Source organism: Amycolatopsis sp. NPDC004378 (assembly GCF_053602455.1).
Genome location: NZ_JBSGDR010000021.1, coordinates 82,371 through 100,740, shown reverse-complemented (window position 1 = coordinate 100,740; position 18,370 = coordinate 82,371). Strand labels below are relative to the sequence as shown.

At 72.5% G+C, this 18,370-nt stretch carries 19 protein-coding genes; 5 read left to right on the top strand and 14 right to left on the bottom strand.

What is annotated here, in order from left to right; all coding sequences use genetic code 11:
* Positions 1–28: 28 nt before the first annotated feature.
* Genes ACWEN0_RS40265 through ACWEN0_RS40210 form a run of 12 tightly spaced genes read right to left on the bottom strand, consistent with a single transcriptional unit; the run spans position 29 to position 11,152 of the window.
* Entirely contained in the window at positions 29–958 is a 930-nt protein-coding gene (locus ACWEN0_RS40265) for a PrsW family intramembrane metalloprotease (protein WP_451985577.1), read from the bottom strand.
* Positions 955–1,491, bottom strand: a complete 537-nt coding sequence (locus ACWEN0_RS40260; RefSeq protein WP_451985575.1) for an STAS domain-containing protein — start codon at positions 1,489–1,491, stop codon at positions 955–957. Before ACWEN0_RS40260 ends, ACWEN0_RS40265 begins: the two co-directional genes overlap by 4 nt.
* Positions 1,488–3,176 (bottom strand): FAD-dependent oxidoreductase, encoded by a 1,689-nt coding sequence (locus ACWEN0_RS40255; protein WP_451985573.1) that lies wholly within the window; start codon positions 3,174–3,176, stop codon positions 1,488–1,490. Before ACWEN0_RS40255 ends, ACWEN0_RS40260 begins: the two co-directional genes overlap by 4 nt.
* Positions 3,173–3,436, bottom strand: coding sequence for a ubiquitin carboxyl-terminal hydrolase 14 (locus tag ACWEN0_RS40250; RefSeq protein WP_451985571.1), 264 nt, complete (start codon positions 3,434–3,436; stop codon positions 3,173–3,175). Before ACWEN0_RS40250 ends, ACWEN0_RS40255 begins: the two co-directional genes overlap by 4 nt.
* On the bottom strand, positions 3,433–3,879 hold the full coding sequence (trxA, locus tag ACWEN0_RS40245) for a thioredoxin (protein WP_451985569.1): 447 nt from the start codon (positions 3,877–3,879) through the stop codon (positions 3,433–3,435). The genes ACWEN0_RS40250 and trxA overlap by 4 nt, the downstream gene beginning before the upstream one ends.
* A complete protein-coding gene (gene clpB / locus ACWEN0_RS40240; RefSeq protein WP_451985567.1) occupies positions 3,876–6,503 on the bottom strand; it encodes an ATP-dependent chaperone ClpB in 2,628 nt (875 codons plus the stop codon). Before clpB ends, trxA begins: the two co-directional genes overlap by 4 nt.
* The gene (locus ACWEN0_RS40235) at positions 6,494–6,790 is read right to left on the bottom strand and encodes a chaperone modulator CbpM (protein WP_451985565.1); all 297 of its coding nucleotides are present in this window, start codon (positions 6,788–6,790) and stop codon (positions 6,494–6,496) included. Before ACWEN0_RS40235 ends, clpB begins: the two co-directional genes overlap by 10 nt.
* Positions 6,790–7,719, bottom strand: a complete 930-nt coding sequence (locus tag ACWEN0_RS40230) for a DnaJ C-terminal domain-containing protein (protein WP_451985563.1) — start codon at positions 7,717–7,719, stop codon at positions 6,790–6,792. The genes ACWEN0_RS40235 and ACWEN0_RS40230 overlap by 1 nt, the downstream gene beginning before the upstream one ends.
* 6 nt (positions 7,720–7,725) lie before the next feature.
* Complete coding sequence (locus ACWEN0_RS40225) at positions 7,726–8,241, bottom strand: nucleotide exchange factor GrpE (protein WP_451985561.1); 516 nt, start codon at positions 8,239–8,241, stop codon at positions 7,726–7,728.
* Positions 8,242–8,290: 49 nt separating this feature from the next.
* Positions 8,291–10,156: a molecular chaperone DnaK gene (gene dnaK / locus ACWEN0_RS40220; RefSeq protein ID WP_451985559.1), complete on the bottom strand. Its 1,866-nt coding sequence runs from the start codon at positions 10,154–10,156 to the stop codon at positions 8,291–8,293.
* Positions 10,156–10,665, bottom strand: a complete 510-nt coding sequence (locus ACWEN0_RS40215) for a general stress protein (RefSeq protein WP_451985557.1) — start codon at positions 10,663–10,665, stop codon at positions 10,156–10,158. Before ACWEN0_RS40215 ends, dnaK begins: the two co-directional genes overlap by 1 nt.
* Before the next feature lie 10 nt (positions 10,666–10,675).
* The gene (locus tag ACWEN0_RS40210; protein WP_451985555.1) at positions 10,676–11,152 is read right to left on the bottom strand and encodes an Hsp20/alpha crystallin family protein; all 477 of its coding nucleotides are present in this window, start codon (positions 11,150–11,152) and stop codon (positions 10,676–10,678) included.
* 268 nt (positions 11,153–11,420) lie between these two features.
* Between ACWEN0_RS40210 and ACWEN0_RS40205 the strand changes: the two genes are divergently transcribed.
* Genes ACWEN0_RS40205 through ACWEN0_RS40195 form a run of 3 tightly spaced genes read left to right on the top strand, consistent with a single transcriptional unit; the run spans position 11,421 to position 14,344 of the window.
* Positions 11,421–13,112 (top strand): PucR family transcriptional regulator, encoded by a 1,692-nt coding sequence (locus ACWEN0_RS40205; RefSeq protein WP_451985553.1) that lies wholly within the window; start codon positions 11,421–11,423, stop codon positions 13,110–13,112.
* Positions 13,113–13,124: 12 nt separating this feature from the next.
* On the top strand, positions 13,125–13,748 hold the full coding sequence (locus ACWEN0_RS40200) for an MEDS domain-containing protein (RefSeq protein ID WP_451985551.1): 624 nt from the start codon (positions 13,125–13,127) through the stop codon (positions 13,746–13,748).
* Positions 13,745–14,344, top strand: a complete 600-nt coding sequence (locus ACWEN0_RS40195; protein WP_451985549.1) for an MEDS domain-containing protein — start codon at positions 13,745–13,747, stop codon at positions 14,342–14,344. Before ACWEN0_RS40200 ends, ACWEN0_RS40195 begins: the two co-directional genes overlap by 4 nt.
* A 57-nt stretch (positions 14,345–14,401) precedes the next feature.
* Here the strand turns inward: ACWEN0_RS40195 and ACWEN0_RS40190 are convergent, their stop codons facing one another.
* A complete protein-coding gene (locus ACWEN0_RS40190; RefSeq protein ID WP_451985547.1) occupies positions 14,402–14,689 on the bottom strand; it encodes a hypothetical protein in 288 nt (95 codons plus the stop codon).
* A 108-nt stretch (positions 14,690–14,797) separates the two neighbouring features.
* Here ACWEN0_RS40190 and ACWEN0_RS40185 point away from each other — a divergent pair, with 108 nt between their 5' ends.
* Positions 14,798–15,919, top strand: a complete 1,122-nt coding sequence (locus ACWEN0_RS40185; protein ID WP_451985545.1) for a hypothetical protein — start codon at positions 14,798–14,800, stop codon at positions 15,917–15,919.
* Between the two features lie 15 nt (positions 15,920–15,934).
* Here ACWEN0_RS40185 and ACWEN0_RS40180 read toward each other — a convergent pair whose 3' ends face one another.
* Entirely contained in the window at positions 15,935–16,816 is an 882-nt protein-coding gene (locus ACWEN0_RS40180) for an oxygenase MpaB family protein (protein ID WP_451985543.1), read from the bottom strand.
* A gap of 182 nt (positions 16,817–16,998) precedes the next feature.
* Between ACWEN0_RS40180 and ACWEN0_RS40175 the strand changes: the two genes are divergently transcribed.
* Entirely contained in the window at positions 16,999–18,369 is a 1,371-nt protein-coding gene (locus ACWEN0_RS40175; protein WP_451985541.1) for a DUF2867 domain-containing protein, read from the top strand.
* The last annotated feature ends 1 nt before the right edge of the window (position 18,370 follow it).

The window sequence follows — 18,370 nt, the reverse complement described above, 5'->3', positions numbered from 1 at the left end:
CCCGGGCTGCACACCTCGCTGCGGAAAGTCAGTACCACCCGGTCGCCCGCGTGCGGGCGGCCGGAATCCGGTACGCCCACTGGGGGGCCCTGCGCTCCCGCCGTGACCGCCGGACCAGGACCAGCAGCCACAGCACGCCGATCAGCGCGATCAGGCCCTGGCCCGTCCAGGCCGTCACCGTGTACACGGTCGTCACGTCCGCGGGCGGTACGACGAGGCCGCGCGGGTCGAGCTGCGCCACCTGCCCGGTCAGGAGCAGCGTGATCACCAGCGCGATGGCCGACATCGAGTCCCACAGCGCGTGCAGCAGCGCGACGCCGAGGAACGCCAGCGCCAGGCGCAGGCTCAGCACGAAGTGCTCGCGCGTGCTCCACGCGAACAGCAGGCCGCCCAGGATGGCGGTCCACAACCCGTGCCCGACCGGCGCGAGGAGCCCGCGCAGCAGTTCGGTCGTGACCAGGTCGGTCAGCGAAAGGCCCTGGGCGGTGAACAACGACGTGAGCGCGTACCCCGCGGATTCGAAGGCGGCGAAGCCGAACCCGACCGTCGCGCCGAGGATCATCCCGTCCCGCATGGACTTCACGGCCAGCCCGCGCGTCAGCAGGGCGAGCGCGACCAGCTTGACCGCCTCCTCGATGAGCCCGACCCCCACGTACAGCCACGTCGACGGGTACAGCAGGTAGCTCTCCAGCACCGACGCGCCGAGGACGCCGAGGACGCCGCCGACGAGAAAGGTCCGGAACACCAGCTCGGCGGTGATCTCCCCGGAGTCGCGGCGCTCGAACGCCCACGCCACGAACGTCACCGGCACCAGGAAGCTGCCGAGCAGCACGAGCGTCGGCAGCAGGTTGGGGTTGCCGGTCGCGTAGGTCACGATGACCGACAGCACCCACAGCAGCAGGCCGATCGTGAAGATCTGCAACCAGGCCCGACGGCGGGGACGGCCGGCCGTGGTCATCGGCGCCTCCCGAACCGCTCGCCGCGCCCGGTGGCCGCGGTGTCGACGAACGCGCGGAAGCGCGCGGGGGAGCCGGGTTCGGCGACGCCGTCGAAGCCCTCCGGACAGCGCAGCGCCGCCCACCGCCGCTGTCCGCCGTCGGAATCGACGCGGTACAGGGCGAAGACCTCGGCGAGCGGCTCGTCGTCCAGTTCGTACAGCACCGGTGGCGTCAGGCCGGTCAGCTCCAGCTCACCGCCGGCCGCCGTCAGCCGGTCGCCGCAGCGGCGCAGCAGGCCGAGCAGGTCGTCGCCGGGCCGCTCGACCTGGGAGAGGTCGACGACGAAGTGGCGGGCGCCCGCGTGGACCAGCCCGGCCAGGTACCCCGCGAGGGTGCGTAACCCCGCGGTGCCGACCTGCCCGGCGACCGTGACGACGGCGTAGCGGCCGGGGTGCAGGGTGGAGCTGAGGGTGAGTTCGTGCGGGGCCGCGTGGCCGATCAGCCGGTCCAGTTCCGCGAGCGCGAGGGGTGGTCGGGAAAGCCTGGTGGTCATGGGAGTCCTCCGGGTTGTGCGAGTTCTTGCGCGAGGTGTTCGTGCACCAGCCGGATGGCCATGGCGCCCTCGCCCACCGCCGAGGCCACCCGCTTCACCGAGCCGTGCCGGACGTCGCCGACGGCGAACACACCGGGACTGCTCGTTTCCAGCGGAAACGGCGGCCGCGAGATCCCGGCGTCGGCGAACGCGCCGACGTCGGCGCCGGTGAACACGAAGCCGTCCTCGTCCAGCGCGACGTGGCCGGACAGCCACCGCGTGTGGGGGGTGGCCCCGATGAAGACGAACAGCGCGCGGGCGTCGAGCCGGTGCCGCTCGCCGGTTCGGTTGTCCTCGACCTCGACCCCCGACATCGTCTTGCCGTCCTCGACGACCTCGCGGACTTCGGTGTGCAGGTGGACCTGGATCCGCGGGTGGCGGCTGACCTGGTCGACGAGGTAGCGCGACATGTTCGCGCCGAGATCGCCGCCGCGCACCAGCAGGTGCACCACGGGCGAGGTCTCCGCCAGGAACACCGCGGCCTGGCCCGCGGAGTTGCCGCCGCCGACCACCACGACCGGGTCGGCCTGGCATTGCCGGGCCTCCTGCGGGGTCGCGGCGTAGTAGAGGCACGTGCCTTCGAAGTGCTCGAGTCGCGGGAGCGGCAGGCGCCGGTACCGGGCGCCGCTGGCGATGATCACCGTCCGCGTGACGATTTCGGTGCCGTCGTCGAAGCCCACCACGTACAGCCCGTCCCGCAGGTCGAGCGTGCTGGCCTCGGCCGGGACGGCGACCCGGACCCCGAACTTGTCCGCCTGGATCACCGACCGCTCGGCCAGTTCCGCCCCCGAGATCCCGGACGGGAAGCCGAGGTAGTTCTCGATCCGCGACGTCGTGCCCGCCTGCCCGCCCGCGGCGACCGCGTCGAACGCCGACGTCGCCAGGCCTTCGGAAGCCGCGTAGACGACGGCCGCGAGCCCGCCGGGCCCGGCGCCGACCACGAGCACGTCACGCACGCCCGACTGGGGTTCCTCGTGCCGCAGCCCCACCGCGCACGCCAGTTCGGCGTTGCCCGGGTTGCGCAGCACGCCGGCGCCGGGCAGCACCACCACCGGCGTTTCCTCGACGGTGACGCCAAGCCGGCGCAGCAGCGCCTCGGCCTCGCGGTCCTGGTCGAGGTCGTCCAGCCGGTACGGCAGGCGGTTGCGGGCGACGAACTCCAGCAGCCGCCGGGTGTCCGGCGAGAAGCACGAGCCGACGATCCGCAGCCCGTCGCCGGAGCCGATGATGAGCGCACGGCGGGCGAAGTAGGCGTGCAGGATCAGATCGCCGAAGACCGGGTTGCCGTGGACCAGCCACTTCAGCTCGCCGACCGGGATGACGAGCACTTCGCCGGGTTCCGCGGCGACGGCGGTGAAGAACGACGGCTGCCCTTCGAGCAGGCCCAGCTCCCCGAGGAACCGTCCCGGCCCGTGCACCCGCAGCGTTCTGGTTTCGTCCCCGTCGCGCTGCTGGATGGCGACCTTGCCGCTGAGCACGACGTACCAGTCGGTCGGCTGTTCCCCTTGTGCGTAGAGCACGTCCCCCGGCCGCACCGGCCGGCGTTCGCCCGCGGCCGAGAGCGTCTCGAGCTGCTCGCGGCTCAGCCGGGGGAACGCGCCGTACGGATCCGGGGTCTCGGCGAGGTCCTCCGCCGGGAGTGTCATACGAACGCCTCGTGCACGTAGCACCAGCGCCAGTTCTCCCCGGGCTCGAACGAGCGCACGATGGGATGGCCGATGGCGTGGGCGTGCCGGCTCGCGTGCTTCATCGGCGACGAGTCGCAGCAGCCGACGTGCCCGCAGGTCAGGCACAGCCGCAGGTGCAGCCACGGCGTCCCGGCGGCGAGGCACTCCTCGCAGCCTTGGGGCGTCCGGGGCACCACGTCTCGGACGAGGGCCAGGTGCGGGTCGACGAACGTGGTCATGTGGTCGCCTCCTCCGGCGAGTTCAGTGCCTGGTCGAGCCAGTCGCGCAGGATGTTGTCCGGGGCCGCCCCGGCCTGCCGCCGGACGACCTCGCCGCCGCGGAGCACCAGCAGGGTCGGCACGGCCATGACGTCGAACCGGCGCGCCACTCCCGGCGCCCGGTCGACGTCGACCTTGACGAGTTTCACCTTCCCGGCCCGCGCGCGGGCGAGCCGGTCCAGCGCCGGGCTCACCGACCGGCAGGGGCCGCACCAGGTCGCCCAGAGGTCGACGAGCACCGGGATGTCCGCCTGCTCGGCGACCTGCGCGAAGTCGTCGTCGCCCGCGTCGACCATCCACGGCAGCGGCCGGTGGCAGTTGCCGCACTTGGGCGATCCCTGCGCGGCGGCGGGAATCCGGTTGGTCTTCCCGCAGTGTTCGCAGGTGACGGTCACGGTCCTCATGCCGCCTCCTCGTGCCCGTCCCGGAACTCGACGACCAGGTCGCCGCCGGCGGCGTCCACGACGATCTTCAGCCCCTCGGTCAGCTCACCGCGCAGCAGCGCGCGCCCGATCCGCGTCTCGACCTCGTGGGAGATGTAGCGGCGCAACGGCCGGGCGCCGTACACCGGGTCGAACCCGCGCTCGGCGATGAACCGCCGCGCGTTTTCGGTCAGCTCGACCGTGCTGCCCTGCTCGGCCAGCCGGCGGCGCAGCTGGTCGAACTGCAGCTCCACGATCCGCTCGATCTCCGGCAGCCCCAGCGGGGTGAACAGCACGGTGTCGTCGAGGCGGTTGAGGAACTCGGGCCGGAAGTGGTGCCGCAGCTCCGCCAGCACGGCCTCCCGGGCTTCCGCCTTGATCTCGCCGGACGAGGTGACGCCGTCGAGCAGGTGCTGCGAGCCGATGTTGGACGTCATGATGATCACGGTGTTGCGGAAGTCGACCAGCCTGCCCTGCGCGTCGGTGATCCGGCCGTCGTCGAGCACCTGCAGCAGGGTGTTGAAGACGTCCGCATGGGCCTTCTCGATCTCGTCGAACAGCACCACCGAGTACGGCTTGCGCCGCACCGCTTCGGTGAGCTGCCCGCCCTCGTCGTAGCCGACGTAACCGGGTGGCGCGCCGAGCAGCCGGGAGACCGTGTGCCGCTCCTGGTACTCGCTCATGTCGAGCCGGACCATGTTGTCCTCGCTGTCGAACAGCGCCGCGGCGAGGGTCTTCGCCAGCTCCGTCTTCCCGACCCCGGTCGGGCCGAGGAAGAGGAAGGAGCCGATCGGCTTGCGCGGGTCGCGGATCCCCGACCGGGCGCGGATGATCGCGTCGGCGACCAGCCGGACGGCCTCGTCCTGCCCGACGACCCGCTCGTGCAGGATCTCGTCGAGCCGCAGCAGCTTCTCGCGCTCGCCCTCCTGCAGCCGGGAAACCGGGATGCCGGTCCACTGCGAGACGATCTCGGCGATCTCGTCCTCGGTGACGACCTCGCGCAGCAGCCGCTTCTCGCCCTGCTTGCTCGCCAGCCGTTCCTCCTCGCCTTCGAGCTGGCGCTCCAGCTCGCGGATCTCGCCGTAGCGCAGTTCGGCGGCGCGGTTGAGGTCGTAGTTCCGTTCCGCCTCTTCGGCTTCGTGGCGCACTCGCTCCAGTTCGGACCGCAGCTCCTGCACGCGCCGGATCGCCTGGCGTTCGGCGTCCCACTGCGCCTTCTTGGCGTCGGTTTCGGCCCGCAGGTCCGCCAGTTCCCGGCGCAGCTCCTCCAGCCGCGCCTTGCTCGCGTTGTCGTTTTCCTTGGCCAGCGCGGCTTCTTCGATCTCCAGCCGCGTCAGCCGCCGGGTCAGCTCGTCGAGCTCGGCGGGCATCGAGTCGATTTCCGTGCGCAGCCGCGCGCACGCCTCGTCGACGAGGTCGATCGCCTTGTCCGGCAGGAACCGGTCGCTGATGTAGCGGTGCGACAGCACGGCCGCGGCGACGAGCGCACCGTCCTGGATCTTGACGCCGTGGAACACCTCGAGCCGCTCGCGCAGCCCGCGCAGGATGGAGATGGTGTCCTCGACGGCGGGTTCGTCCACCACGACCGGCTGGAACCGCCGTTCCAGCGCGGCGTCCTTCTCGATGTGCTTGCGGTATTCGTCCAGCGTGGTCGCGCCGATCATGTGCAGTTCGCCGCGGGCCAGCATCGGCTTGAGCATGTTGCCCGCGTCCATCGCCCCTTCGGTGGCGCCCGCGCCGACGATCGTGTGCAGCTCGTCGATGAACAGGATGATCCGGCCTTCGGCGGCCTTGACCTCGCCGAGCACGGCCTTGAGCCGTTCCTCGAACTCACCGCGGTACTTCGCCCCGGCCACCAGCGCGCTCATGTCGAGGGAGAAGATCGTCCGGTCCCGCAGGCCTTCCGGCACGTCGCCGCGCACGATCCGCTGCGCGAGCCCTTCCACGATGGCGGTCTTGCCGACTCCGGGATCGCCGATGAGCACGGGGTTGTTCTTCGTCTTGCGCGAGAGGATCTGGACGACCCGCCGGATCTCGGTGTCGCGCCCGATCACCGGGTCCAGCTTGCCCGCACGCCCGTCGGCGACCAGGTCACGGCCGTACTTCTCCAGCGCTTCGTAGGCACCTTCCGGCGTCGCCGACGTGACCCGCTGGTTGCCGCGGACCTTCGTCAGCGCGGTCAGGAACGCGTCGCGCGTCACGCCGTGGTCACGCAGGAGCCGCCCGGCCGCCGACTTCGTCCCCTCCTCGGCCAGGGCCAGGACCAGGTGTTCGACGGAGACGTACTCGTCCTTGAGCCGCCGGGCTTCCCGCTCCGCGGCGTCGAGCAGCCCGGCCAGCCGCCGGGTGACGTAGACCTGCCCCGGCGTGGCGCCGGGCCCGGTCACCTTCGGTCGGCGGCCGAGCTCCGCCTCGACCGCGGCGCGGAGCGCGTCGACGTCCGCGCCGGTCTGCGCCAGCAACCGCGGCACGAGACCCTCGGGCTGGTCGATCAGCGCGAGCAGCAGGTGCTCGCCGTCGGTTTCGGTGTGGCCGAGGCGCCCGGCGACGCTCTGGGCCTCCTGCAGCGCTTCCTGGGACTTCTGGGTCAGCTTGCTCATGTCCATCGCCGGTGGCTCCTGACTCGTGCTTCGAGGACGTCGATGCGGTCGAGCAGGTCGAGCACCAGCCCGAGCGCGGCGTAGTTGACCGACAGCGTGGTGCGCAACCGCTGGATCCGGGCCAGTCTGGCCACAGTGGACAGCGGGAAGCACGGACGTCCGTTGGCGTCCGGAGTGGACTCCACCAGTCCGAGCGCCGCGAACCGGCGGAGCAGCTCGGGGTGCAGCCCGCTGCGCGCGGCCACGGTCTCGAGGTCGAGCCGGGCCGGGCGGACGAGCACGTACCGCGCCATCAGGTCCTCCTGGGATCGAAGTCGGACACCGCGGCGAGCTCTTCGTACAGCTCGCGTTCGCGCTTGCTCGGGCGTTTCGGCACCATGATCCGGACCTCGGCGTAGAGATCGCCCGGCTTGCCCTTCGGGTTCGGCATCCCCTCGCCGCGCAGCCGCAGCCGCCGCCCGCTGGACGACCCGGCCGTCACGCGCACCTTCACCTCGCCGCCGGGGGTGGTGACCGGGACCGTGGCGCCCAGCGCGGCCTCCGACGGCGTCACCGGGAGCTCGACGTGGATGTCGCGCCCTTCCAGGCGGTACCGGCGATCCGGCCGGATGCGGACGACGAGGTAGAGGTCACCGGGCGCGGCGTTGCCGGAGCCGCGTCCGCCCTGTCCGGCCAGCCGGATGCGCTGCCCGTCGAGCACCCCCGGCGGGATCTTCACGTCGTATTCGCGATCGCCGCCGATGTTCAGGTGCCGCTGCCCGCCGCGGTAGGCCTCCTCGACGGTGAGCTCGAGCTCGGCCTCCTGGTCCGCGCCCGGGACCGGGCCGCCGCGCCCCCGGCCGCGGAAGAGGCCGCCGAGGAGGTCTTCGATGTCGACGCCTTCGAAGCCCTCGAACCCTTCGAACCCCTCGAAGCCGCTGCCGGAGGTGGCGTAGCGGACCCGGCCGTCGCGCGGTCCGGCACCGGCGCCGGCGCCGGCGCGCTGCTCCCAGTCGTCGGGCACGTGCCGGAAGTCCGCGCCGAACCGGTCGTACTTGCGCCGCTGCTCCGGGTCGGACAGCACCTGGTAGGCCTCGCTGACCTCCTTGAACCGTTCTTCGGCCTTCGGGTCCTTGTTGACGTCCGGGTGGTTCTCGCGGGCGAGTTTCCGGTACGCCCGCTGGATTTCCTCGGTGCCGGCGTCCCGGCCGACCCCGAGCGTGGCGTAGAAGTCCCGTGCCACGCCTGCTCACCCCCGTGGTTTGGCCACGGCGACCGCGGTCGGCCGCAGCTGCCCGCCGCCGGTCCCGTAGCCCGGCCGGACCACCCGGGTCACCGTGTTCGGTTCGGTGCCCGGTTCGTCGACGACCGCGACCACCTCGTGCCGGGCCGGGTCGAACGGGACACCGCTTTCGTCGTCACGCTCGTACCCGAGGCCGTTCAGCAGCTGCACGGCCTGATCACGGATCGCCAGTACCCCCTGCACGACGGCGGTGGGATCGGCTTCGGCGTGCGCGAGCGCCAGTTCCAGGTTGTCGAGGACGGGGAGGAAGGCCGCCGCGACCCGGGCCCGTTCGGCCGCGCGCTCGGCCCGCAGCTCGGTCGCGTGCCGCTTGCGGAGGTTGTCGGCGTCGGCCATCGCGCGGCGCCAGCGGTCGTCGCAGTCGGCCAGCTTCGCCTCGAGCTCCTGGATCCGTTCGGGCCCCACCGCCGGGACGGGCGTGTCCTGGGGCGCGGACTCCGCGCCCGTCCCGGCGGCGTCCACGGAGGATGTCCCCGACTCCGTGGATTTCCCTGTGGTGGCCATGGTTTCCTCACGCCCGATCGAAGTCGGCGTCGATCACGTCGTCGTCCTCGGCCGGCTCTCGCTGCGGCGGCGGGCCGCCGTCTCCGCCCGGCCGTGCCGCGCTGAGCCCGGCCAGCACCTGCTGCAGTTCCGAGGTCAGCTCGCGCACCCGGTCCAGCGGCGCGTTCGACTCGACGGCTTCGCGCGCGTCGGTGATCAGCATCTCCGCGCGCGCCTTCTCGTGCGCCGGCGTCTGGTCCGTGATCGCCTTCTCGGCCTGGTAGGCGACGCTGTCCAGCAGGTTGCGCGCCTCGACCTCCTCGCGCAGGCGCTCGTCGTCGGCGCGGTTGCGCTCGGCCTCGCTGACCATCCGCTCGATCTCGGACTTGTCGAGGTTCGAGCTCTCGGTGATCGTGATGCCCTGCTCGGCGCCGGTGTCCTTGTCGCGCGCGGTGACGTTGACGATGCCGTTCGCGTCGACGTCGAAGGTGACCTCGATCTGCGGCTCGCCGCGCGGTGCCGGCCGGATGTCCTTGAGCTGGAACCGCCCGAGCACCCGGTTGTCGGCCGCGAGCTCGCGCTCGCCCTGCAGCACCACGACGTCGACCGCGGGCTGGTTGTCCTCCGCGGTGGAGAACACCTCCGTGCGCCGCGCCGGGATCGTCGTGTTCCGCTCGATGATCTTCGTCATCACGCCGCCGCGGGTCTCGACACCCAGGGACAGCGGGGTGACGTCGAGCAGCAGGACGTCCTTGACCTCGCCCTTGAGCACCCCGGCCTGGACGGCCGCGCCGAGCGCGACGACCTCGTCCGGGTTGACGCTCATGTTCGGGTCCTTGCCGTTCGTGAGCCTGCGGACCAGGCTCTGCACGGCGGGGATCCGGGTCGAGCCGCCGACGAGGATGACCTCGTCGATGTCGTTCGCGCCGACCTTGGCGTCGGACATCGCCTGCCGGACCGGGCCGAGGCAGCGCTCGACCAGGTCGGCGGTGATCTGCTCGAACTCCGAGCGCCGGACGGTCGCGGTCAGGTGCTTCGGCCCGCTCGCGTCGGCGGTGATGAACGGCAGGTTGACACTCGTCTGGGCGACCGAGGACAGTTCGACCTTGGCCTTCTCCGCCGCCTCGAACAGCCGCTGCAGTGCCTGGGCGTCCTGCCGCAGGTCGATGCCGTTGTCCGCGGCGAACTTGTCGGCGAGGAAGTCCACGAGCCGGCGGTCGAAGTCGTCGCCGCCGAGGTGGCTGTCGCCCGCGGTGGCCCGCACCTCGACGACGCCGTCGCCGACGTCGAGCAGGCTCACGTCGAACGTGCCCCCGCCGAGGTCGAAGACCAGCACGGTCTCGTGCTGCTGGGAGTCCAGTCCGTAGGCCAGCGCGGCCGCGGTCGGCTCGTTGATGATCCGCAGGACGGTCAGCCCGGCGATCTTCCCGGCGTCCTTGGTCGCCTGACGCTGTGCGTCGTTGAAGTAGGCGGGCACGGTGATCACCGCTTCGGTGACCCGCTCGCCGAGGCTCTTGCCCGCGTCGTCGGCCAGCTTGCGCAGCACCTGCGCGCTGATCTCCTCCGGCGAGTAGAGCTTGCCGTGGATGTCGAACCGGACGACGCCGCCCTCTCCCTCGACGACGTCGAACCCGACCGCCTTGGCTTCGTCGGACACCTCGTCGAACTTGCGGCCGATGAACCGCTTCGCCGAGTAGATGGTGCCCTTCGGGTTGAGGATCGCCTGGCGGCGGGCGAGCTGCCCGACCAGTCGTTCGCCGCTTTCGGTGAACCCGACGACCGACGGGGTCGTCCGGGCCCCCTCCGAATTGGGGATGACCCGCGGCTCACCCGCTTCCCAGACGGCGATCACCGAGTTGGTGGTGCCGAGGTCGATGCCGACCGCCTTGGCCATCACGCACCCCCCGGCTCCGGGCGCAGCTGCGCCAGCAGCGCCCTGGCCTCGTCCGCGACTTCGGTGTCGGCGACGACCTCGTAGCGGGTCGGCGCCATCGCGCGGACCGACGCGAAGTCCCGGCGGCCACGCTGCAGCGCGTGCGCGGCCAGGCCGAAGACCGCCCCGACGATCGCGCCGAAGACGAGCCCGTAGAGGGCGAGCGTCAGCGTGGCGAGGACCGGGGTGAACCAGTTGAACAAGCCGAACAGCCAGCCGATCAGGAGCCCGGTCAGCGCTCCGGAGCCGGCGCCGCGCAGGGCGGCGCCGCCGAAGCCGAGCCGGCCGATGACCTGCTCGACCAGCTGCACGTCGCGTCCGATGATGGCGGTCCGCTGGACCGGGAAACCCCGGTCGGAGAGGAAGTCGACGGCACGCTCCGCGTCGCGGTAGTCGTCGTACGACGCGATGGCGACGCGTTCGGGAGCGTGGCGTGGGGCGGGCGCGGTGGCGCCCGGCTGTGCGGTCATGGCTCGTCTCCTAGGCGTTCGCGTGTTCTTCGGCCCGGGCGTGGGCGGGCTGGCCCGTGCGGTCGTCGGTGAGCTGCTGCCGCTCGTCGCGGCTCCCGATCTCGACGCGGCGCGGTTTGCTCGACTCCGCCACCGGGATCCGCAGCGTCAGGACGCCGCGCTCGAAGTCGGCCGACAGCCGGGTGGTGTCCAGGTTGTCCCCGAGGAACAGCTGGCGGCTGAACTCGCCCTGCGGCCGCTCGTCGATGATCAGCTCGGCGCTCTCGTCGCGGGACGGCCGCCGGGTCGCCCGCACCGTGACGACATTGCGTTCGACGGACACGTCGACGTCGTCCGGATCGATTCCGGGCAGGTCGAGCGCGACGAAGAATTCGTCACCGCGGCGGAACGCTTCCATCGGCATCGCGCGGGGTGCCGTGCGCCCGCTCAGCGCCTGTTCGCTCAGGCGTTCCCAATCGCGGAAAGGATCGAAACGCATCAAAGTCATGGTCTAGTCCAATCCGGGGCGGATCGTCCTGCCGGGAGTGTCCGATCCGAACCGATTGCGCGTTGGATTGTCCGGCGGGCAGGCCTTCCTGCGTGCCACCCCGGCGTGCGGCGGCGGGGTGCCTGTCCGACGCCTTCCACCGTGGCAAAGGCGCCCGCCGCCCGCGTGCGCCCGGCAGGCCGAATTTCCGGGAGCCTTATCGGCCCGGCAGAACAGTTGCCGACGGCGTAGGGTGCGAAAGACCAGGTCGGCGTCGGGGAGGCCGGAAATGACGCCCGAGGACGATGCGGTCCCCCGGGACCCGGAAGCGAAAACGGACAGCTGGTGGCGCGTCCAGCTGTCGAATCTCTACGGCCTCTTCGCGATTTCGATGATGATGTTCGACGGCCGCGAAGCGGCGGACATCATGCGGCTCGCCGCGACCTCGGTGCCGTCGCTGAGCGGTTGCACGACCGATGCGGCCTACCTCGTCGACGAGGACGGCGCGGTCACCGCACAGAACGGTGCGGAGGACGCCCATCCCGACCTGGGCGCGGAAGTCGAGCGGCTCGACGGGCAGAGCGGGCGGGTCGAGCTGGCCGACGGCCACTGGCACTGGTGCCACGCGCTGCACGGGCTGGGCGGCCTGACGGGCTACCTCGTGGTCCGGGCCGAGCAGGCCCCCTCGCGGGACGAAGTCTTCCTGCTCAACTCCCTTTGCCAGCAGACCGCCGCGGCGCTGGCCAGCGCCGCGCTGCTCAAGCGGGAGCGGCGGCAGTCGGTGGCGCTGCGGGAGCTCAACCACCAGCTGACGACGTCGGTGGAGCGGCTCGAGCAGCAGACGCAGGTGCACGACGTGCTGTCCACCATCTCGGCTTCCGGGGCCGGCGAGCCGGGCATCGCCCACGCGCTGCACCAGCTGACGGCGCTGCCGGTCGCGGTCGAGGACCGGTTCGGCAACCTGCGCGCGTGGGGCGGCCCCGGCCGGCCGGACCCGTACCCGAAGGTCGACGCGCAGCGGCGCGCGGAACTGCTCCGGCACGCCGCGACCGTGCCCGAACCGGTCCGCGTGAAGGACCGGCTGATCTCCCTGGTGCGGCCCCGGCACGAGGTGCTCGGCGTGCTCGCGCTGATCGACCCCGGGCGGACCGCCGGCCCGGACGAGGTGTTCGCGCTCGAGTACGGCTCGACCGTGCTGGCGCTGGAACTCTCGCACCAGCGCAGCCTGGCCGAGGTCGAGCTGCGCCTGCGCCGCGACCTCGTGGACGACCTCATCGCCGGCACCGACGACGGGAGCGCGTACGCCCGCGCCGAGGCGATCGGCCACGATCTGCGCCGCCCGCACCAGGTGGTCGTCCTGCGGTGGTCCGGTGACGTCGCGGACGACGTGGTCGCGGAGGCCACGGGACGCGCCGTGACGACGCTCGGGCTGCCCTCGCTCGTGTCGCGCCATTCGGGCGCGGTCGTGTTGCTGGTCGCCGGGCGGCTGGACGGCGCGGCGTTGTACGCCTCGCTGTCGGAAAGCCTCGGTAACGAGGGCGCGATCGGCATCGGCAACCGCTGCGACAGCCCGGCGAGGCTGCCCAAGTCCTACACGGAAGCGGTACGGGCACTCGACATCCGGCGCACCTCGCGGGCCTCGAGCGGGGTCACCACGTTCGACCAGCTGGGGATCTACCGCATCCTCGACACCGGGCAGAACCACGGCGAAGTCGTCGAGTTCGTCCGCGAGTGGCTCGGGAAGCTGCTCGACTACGACACCCAGCGCAACGCCGAGCTGGTCGCGACGCTCGCGCAGTACCTCGAGTGCGGCGGCAGCTACGGCGACACCGCCGCCGCGCTGATGATCCACCGGAGCACGCTGCGCTACCGGCTCGGCCGGATCCGGGAGATCACGGAGCTCGACCTCAACGACGTGGACAGCAGGCTGAACCTGCACCTCGCCACCCGGGTGTGGCAGGTGCTGCGCGGATCGCAGTGACCGGAGGTGACGATGGACCGGACGGAGCGGACCGATCGCGAGGTGACCCTCGGCGGGGTCGCGCTGGCGCCCGGTGACCACCTGTGCGTCTTCCACCGGGGGAGGGCCGACCGGGACCGCCTGCTGGTTCCGTTCCTCGCCGAGGGCCTGCTGGCGGGGGACGCGGTGCTCTACCTGGCCGCCGAGGGCGAGCGGGAGGACTTCCGCGACCGGCTGCCCGGCGTGGGCGACCTCGTGCTGACCGAGCCGGAGACCGGCCATCTGCGGAACGGTGAGTTCGCCCCCGACGCGCTCTTCGCGATGCTGGACGGCTGGTCGCGGCGCAAGCTCGGCACCGGTGACCGGCCGTTCGGGCGCATCGTGGGCGACATGGGCTGGGCCGCGCCCCGGCTGAGCTCCGCGCTGATCGGCGCGCTCCTCGCCGAAGAGGCCGCGGTGACCGGGTGGGGGGAAAGCTTCCCGCAGGTCGTCCTGTGCTTCTACGACCTGGACCTGTTCGGCGGCGACCTGATCGTCCCGTTGATCAAGGCGCACCCGAAGTTCTGGATGGGCGGGATGCTCGTCGAAAACCCCTACTACCACCCAGCGAAGGAAACCGACCACCACCCCGACCTCGAACGGAGGATCCCGTCATGACCGGTTCCCGGAAGTTCGGCACCCCCGGCGTCGTCATCGAGCCCGGGCAGCACATCTGCGCGCTGTACGTGGGCGACGAAGATCGCGACCGCGTGCTCCTGCCCTTCCTGGGCGAAGGCTTGCGCGCCGGCGAAAAGTGCCTGTTCGGCGTGCACGAGGACGAGGCCGCCGGGTTCGTCGACCGGCTCGGCGAGGACGTCGACGACATCGACGCCCGCGTCGACTCGGCGCAACTGGACATCCGCGCCGCGAGCGACACGCTGCTGTCGCCGGAGGAGTTCACCGTGGACCGGATCATCGCGTTCTGGGACGAGGCCGTGTCCGCCGCGATGGCCGCGGGCTACCCGTTCGTCCGGCTCGGCGCGGAGGCGCGCTGGTGGCACCCGCAGCTGCCCGGGCTGACCGAGCTGTTCCGGTACGAGGCCGCGTTGAACGACTTCACCAGCCGCTACCCCCAGGCGATCCTGTGCATGTACGACATCTCGCGGTACCGCGAGAACATCGTGCTCGACCTGCTCAAGACGCACCCGCAGGTGCTGATGTGCGGCGTGCTGCTCGAGAACCCGTACTACCTGTCCCCGGCGAACCTGGTGTAGCACGAGAGGGAAGTGGCCCGCGGCTGTGTCACCCGATCGCGCTACCCCGGGACGAAGTCAGTCGTGTGCCCGCGCGAGGTGCTGGCCGCGGAGGATGGCGTAGAGGTGGTCCGGGTCGTGGGGGAAGGGGAACCCCGTGGCGCAGGCCCGTTCGGCGTCCTGCCGGATGCCGCGCAGCGCACCGGGGGACAGGTCCGGTACGCCCGGGCCTTCGGCGCGCAGCCACTCGAGCAGGTCGTCCCACCCGGCCCAGTCACCGGCCGCGAGGACCGCCCCCACCGCGGCGCGGTCGAACTCTTCGGCGCGCAGAGCGTCCTCGGTCGTCGCATCGTCCTTTGCGGTCATGGATGGTCGGTACCCGGTCTTCCGGGCGGCAAACGCCCGGCGTTTGCCGCTGGCCGCGCCGGGAACCCGGGAGCTTCGTCCCGCGAAGACCCGAGGAAAGGCTCGAGCATGACCACCCAGCGTGCGCCGGAGGCCCTCGTGGTGGGGCTGCTGACCGATGACGGGTTGCCCAGGCAGGTCGCCGGGAGAATCGCGGACGGCCTGCCCGATCGCCTGGCCCGCGACATCGGCGACGAGACGACGTGGCACGTCGAGCACGACACGCAGGCCCTTCCGCTCACGGCGGAGGGGGACATTCCCATGCTTTCCCTGGCGCGGGAGCGCCGGGCCGAACACGGCTGGGACCTGCTGGTGCTGATCACGGACCTCCCGCGGCGAGCCGGGACGGTCCCGATCGCGTCGGACTACAACGTCGACCACGGCGTGGCGATGGTGTCCTTGCCCGCGCTGGGCGCCCTGCGCCTGCGCAAGCGGGCGCGCCGGCTGATCGTCCACCTGGTCCGGCACCTGGTGGCGCGTCGCGCGGCGAGGGAGGCCGATCCACCGCGGGGGATCTTCGACCGGCTGCGGGACCTGGTGGCGCCGACGCGGCACATCCACGGCCGCGGCACCGCCGACGAGCACCTGGCTCTGGTGGGTGTGCGGGGCCGGGTGCGGTTGCTGGCCGGGATGATCCGGGACAACCGGCCGTGGCGGCTGGTGCCCAACCTCGCCGGAGCGACCGCGGCCGCGGCGGCCACCGCCGCCTACGGCATCATCACGACCTCGTTCTGGAAGCTCGCCGAAGCACTGCCCACGCTGCGGCTGGCGGGGATCACGGTGCTGGCGATCGTGGTCATGGCGGGCTGGCTGATGGTGCACAACCACCTGTGGGACTCGCCGTCCGGGCACCTCGACCGGCGGAAAGCGGTGTTGTACAACGCGTCGACCGCGCTGACGTTGTCGATCGGCGTGGCGTGCATGTACGCCGTCCTCTTCGGGCTGGCGCTGGTGGCGTCGATCGTCCTGGTCGAAGGCACGTACTTCGGGCAGACTCTCGGCCATCCGGCCGGGCCGGCTTCGTACCTGAAGCTGGTGTGGCTGGCGACTTCCGTGGGCATCGTCGCCGGGGCGGTGGGGTCGAGCGTCGAAGACGAGGACCGCGTCCGCCGGGCGACCTACAGCCGGCGTGAGCGGGAGCGGCAGGAGCGCAACCGCGAGCGCGCCGGCGAAGCCGAGCGCGACGACTGAGCGGCCACCGGGCGGTTACGCGGCCTCGTCGCGCAGGGGCGCCGTCATCGCCCAGCGCACCCCTTTGACCAGCGTGCGTCCGGCCAGGCGGACCGCTGTCGCCTCCGCCAACGGGGCGTAGGGCACACGCAGCTGCGGCCGCGTCCACGCCGGCAGCATTCCGACCGCCGAAGCGGCCAGCACGGCGTAGGGCACCCGTGCGGGCCACGGGATCGGCGGGGTCAGCAGCAGGAACCGGGCCGCCTGCCGCGCGTCGGCGGTGCCTCGCAGCTCCGGGCGGTACGCGGCGAGCGCGTCGTCGAGTTCGGCCCGCGTCACCGGTGGTTCGGGCACACCGAGCCGGCGGGCGATGACCGCGGTTTCGGCGACGTAGCGGTCCCCTCCGCCGTCGTCGAGGGGGTGGGCGCCGTAGCGCTGGTGGGCGCGCAGGAAGCTGTCGACCTCGGCGATGTGCACCCAGGTCAGCAGGTGCGGATCGGAGGCCCGGTACGGCCGCCCGTCCGGGGCGGTCCCGGCCACCCGGGCGTGCACGCTCCGGACCGTCGAGACGGCTTCCTCGGCGTCCTCGGCCGTGCCGAACGTCGTGACGGCGAGGAAGGTGCTGGTGCGCTGCAGCCGCCCCCACGGGTCGCCGCGGTACCCGGAGTGCGCGGCCACCGCGGCCATCGCCAGCGGGTGCAGGGACTGCAGGAGCAGGGCGCGCAGCCCGCCGACGAACATCGCGGTGTCCCCGTGCACCTGCCGGATCGGGCTGTCCGGCTCGAACCAGCGCGGCCCGGGGCGGTCGTGGATGCGCGCGCGGTTGCGGGGGCCGTCCGGGCCGGCGATCCGCGCGAAGAGGGCGTCCCGCACCTGCGCGCGCACCGCCGAGAGACCCGATGGTGCGATCGTCGCCATACGCGCTCCAGATGCGATGCAGACCCGGGCGGGCGCCCGCCCGGTCGGATGCCCAGTCTACCTGCACATCTACCCGTCAAGAAGTCACCTTCACGAGCGGCTGCCGACCGCCCAGTCGGCACCGGACGCGGGAGCGCCTTACGTTTGCATCGACCCTGCGTCGATGCGGAAGGTGGTCCCGGATGGCGGGCGAACGGCGGTGCGCGGTGCTGGGCGCCACCGGGTTCGTCGGTACCACCCTCGTGGCCGACCTCGTCGCCGCCGGTCACCCGGTGCGGGTGCTGGCCCGCTCGGACCACCGCTTCCCCGGGCCCGTCGAGGTGACGCGCGGGGACGCGGCCGACCGGGCCGCGCTGGCGGACGTGCTGGCCGAGGCGGACGTGGTCTACCACCTGGTGCACTCCCTGCGAGAACGCGACTTCGCCGGCCGCGACCGCGTGATCGCCGAACGCGTCGCCGAGTCGGCCGCCGCGTCCGGCGTCCGGCAGCTCGTCCACCTCGGGGGCCCGCGCCCGGCCGCCGCGACGTCGCCGCACCTGGCCTCGCGGTCCGAGGTCGCCGACGTGCTCCTCGCCGGCGCGGTCCCGGCCCTCGTGGTGCAGGCGTCGATGATCGTCGGCAGCGGGTCGGCCGGCCTCGAACTGCTGGCGCGCACGGCCCGGCTTCCGATCCGCCCGCGGCCGCGGTGGACCGCGCGCCGCAGCCGCCCGGTGGCGCTCGCCGACGTCCGGCACTACCTGTGCGCCGCCGCCGGCAGCGCTCCCGTGCGTGGCCGGTTCGACCTCAGCGGGCCCGAACTGATCAGCTACGACGACCTCGTGCGCCGGTGCGCGCGCATCCTGCGCCGGCCCGGGGCGCTGACGGTGCCGGCGCCGCTGTGGTCGCACCCGGTCGCCGCGGTGGTGGCCGGGTGGGGCTCGCCGGTCCCCGCGTCCGTGGCCGCGCCGCTGTTCGCCTCGCTCGACCACGACCTGCTGCCCCTCGACACCCCCGTCGACGCGGTCCTGCCGCCACCGCCGGGGGGACCGACCAGCCTCGACAACGCCCTGCGCGCCGCGCTGGGCGCACCGGCGCCGCCCGCTCCCCGAGGTCGAGCCCACGTGGGCGAGCACATCCGCCACACCCGGGCCGCGCCCGGCCGGGTCTGGGACGTGATCACCCACCTGGGCGGCGCCGGCGGACGGTTCCCGCCCGCGCTCGCGTGGGCCCTGCGCGGCGCGCTGGACCACGTGCTCGGCGGGGCCGGGCTCTACCGCGGCCGCGCGCGGCGGCCCGAGCCGGGGGACGTGCTGGACTTCTGGACGGTCCGCCGCCGCGACGACACCCGCCGCGAACTGGTCCTGGCGGCCGAGATGCGGCTGCCCGGCGACGCCGAGCTGACCCTGCGCGCCGAGCCCGCCGGCACCGGAACGCGCCTGTGCCAACGGCTCCGCTTCACGCCGGCGGGCCTCGCCGGAGAGCTTTACTGGTACCTCCAGAAACCCGGCCACGACCTCGTGTTCGCGTTGCTCGCCCGGTCGATCCTCGACCAGGCCGAGGACGCCACCCGCTGAT

What these genes read in the sequence shown, in the direction of transcription:
- ACWEN0_RS40190 (WP_451985547.1), bottom strand. Translation starts at nt 14,689, where the DNA reads ATGACCGCAAAGGACGATGCGACGACCGAGGACGCTCTGCGCGCCGAA.
- ACWEN0_RS40210 (WP_451985555.1), bottom strand. Translation starts at nt 11,152, where the DNA reads ATGACTTTGATGCGTTTCGATCCTTTCCGCGATTGGGAACGCCTGAGC.
- ACWEN0_RS40260 (WP_451985575.1), bottom strand. Translation starts at nt 1,491, where the DNA reads ATGACCACCAGGCTTTCCCGACCACCCCTCGCGCTCGCGGAACTGGAC.
- ACWEN0_RS40255 (WP_451985573.1), bottom strand. Translation starts at nt 3,176, where the DNA reads ATGACACTCCCGGCGGAGGACCTCGCCGAGACCCCGGATCCGTACGGC.
- ACWEN0_RS40235 (WP_451985565.1), bottom strand. Translation starts at nt 6,790, where the DNA reads ATGGCGCGGTACGTGCTCGTCCGCCCGGCCCGGCTCGACCTCGAGACC.
- clpB (WP_451985567.1), bottom strand. Translation starts at nt 6,503, where the DNA reads ATGGACATGAGCAAGCTGACCCAGAAGTCCCAGGAAGCGCTGCAGGAG.
- ACWEN0_RS40250 (WP_451985571.1), bottom strand. Translation starts at nt 3,436, where the DNA reads ATGACCACGTTCGTCGACCCGCACCTGGCCCTCGTCCGAGACGTGGTG.
- ACWEN0_RS40180 (WP_451985543.1), bottom strand. Translation starts at nt 16,816, where the DNA reads ATGGCGACGATCGCACCATCGGGTCTCTCGGCGGTGCGCGCGCAGGTG.
- ACWEN0_RS40205 (WP_451985553.1), top strand. Translation starts at nt 11,421, where the DNA reads ATGACGCCCGAGGACGATGCGGTCCCCCGGGACCCGGAAGCGAAAACG.
- dnaK (WP_451985559.1), bottom strand. Translation starts at nt 10,156, where the DNA reads ATGGCCAAGGCGGTCGGCATCGACCTCGGCACCACCAACTCGGTGATC.
- ACWEN0_RS40215 (WP_451985557.1), bottom strand. Translation starts at nt 10,665, where the DNA reads ATGACCGCACAGCCGGGCGCCACCGCGCCCGCCCCACGCCACGCTCCC.
- ACWEN0_RS40185 (WP_451985545.1), top strand. Translation starts at nt 14,798, where the DNA reads ATGACCACCCAGCGTGCGCCGGAGGCCCTCGTGGTGGGGCTGCTGACC.
- ACWEN0_RS40200 (WP_451985551.1), top strand. Translation starts at nt 13,125, where the DNA reads ATGGACCGGACGGAGCGGACCGATCGCGAGGTGACCCTCGGCGGGGTC.
- trxA (WP_451985569.1), bottom strand. Translation starts at nt 3,879, where the DNA reads ATGAGGACCGTGACCGTCACCTGCGAACACTGCGGGAAGACCAACCGG.
- ACWEN0_RS40175 (WP_451985541.1), top strand. Translation starts at nt 16,999, where the DNA reads ATGGCGGGCGAACGGCGGTGCGCGGTGCTGGGCGCCACCGGGTTCGTC.
- ACWEN0_RS40265 (WP_451985577.1), bottom strand. Translation starts at nt 958, where the DNA reads ATGACCACGGCCGGCCGTCCCCGCCGTCGGGCCTGGTTGCAGATCTTC.
- ACWEN0_RS40195 (WP_451985549.1), top strand. Translation starts at nt 13,745, where the DNA reads ATGACCGGTTCCCGGAAGTTCGGCACCCCCGGCGTCGTCATCGAGCCC.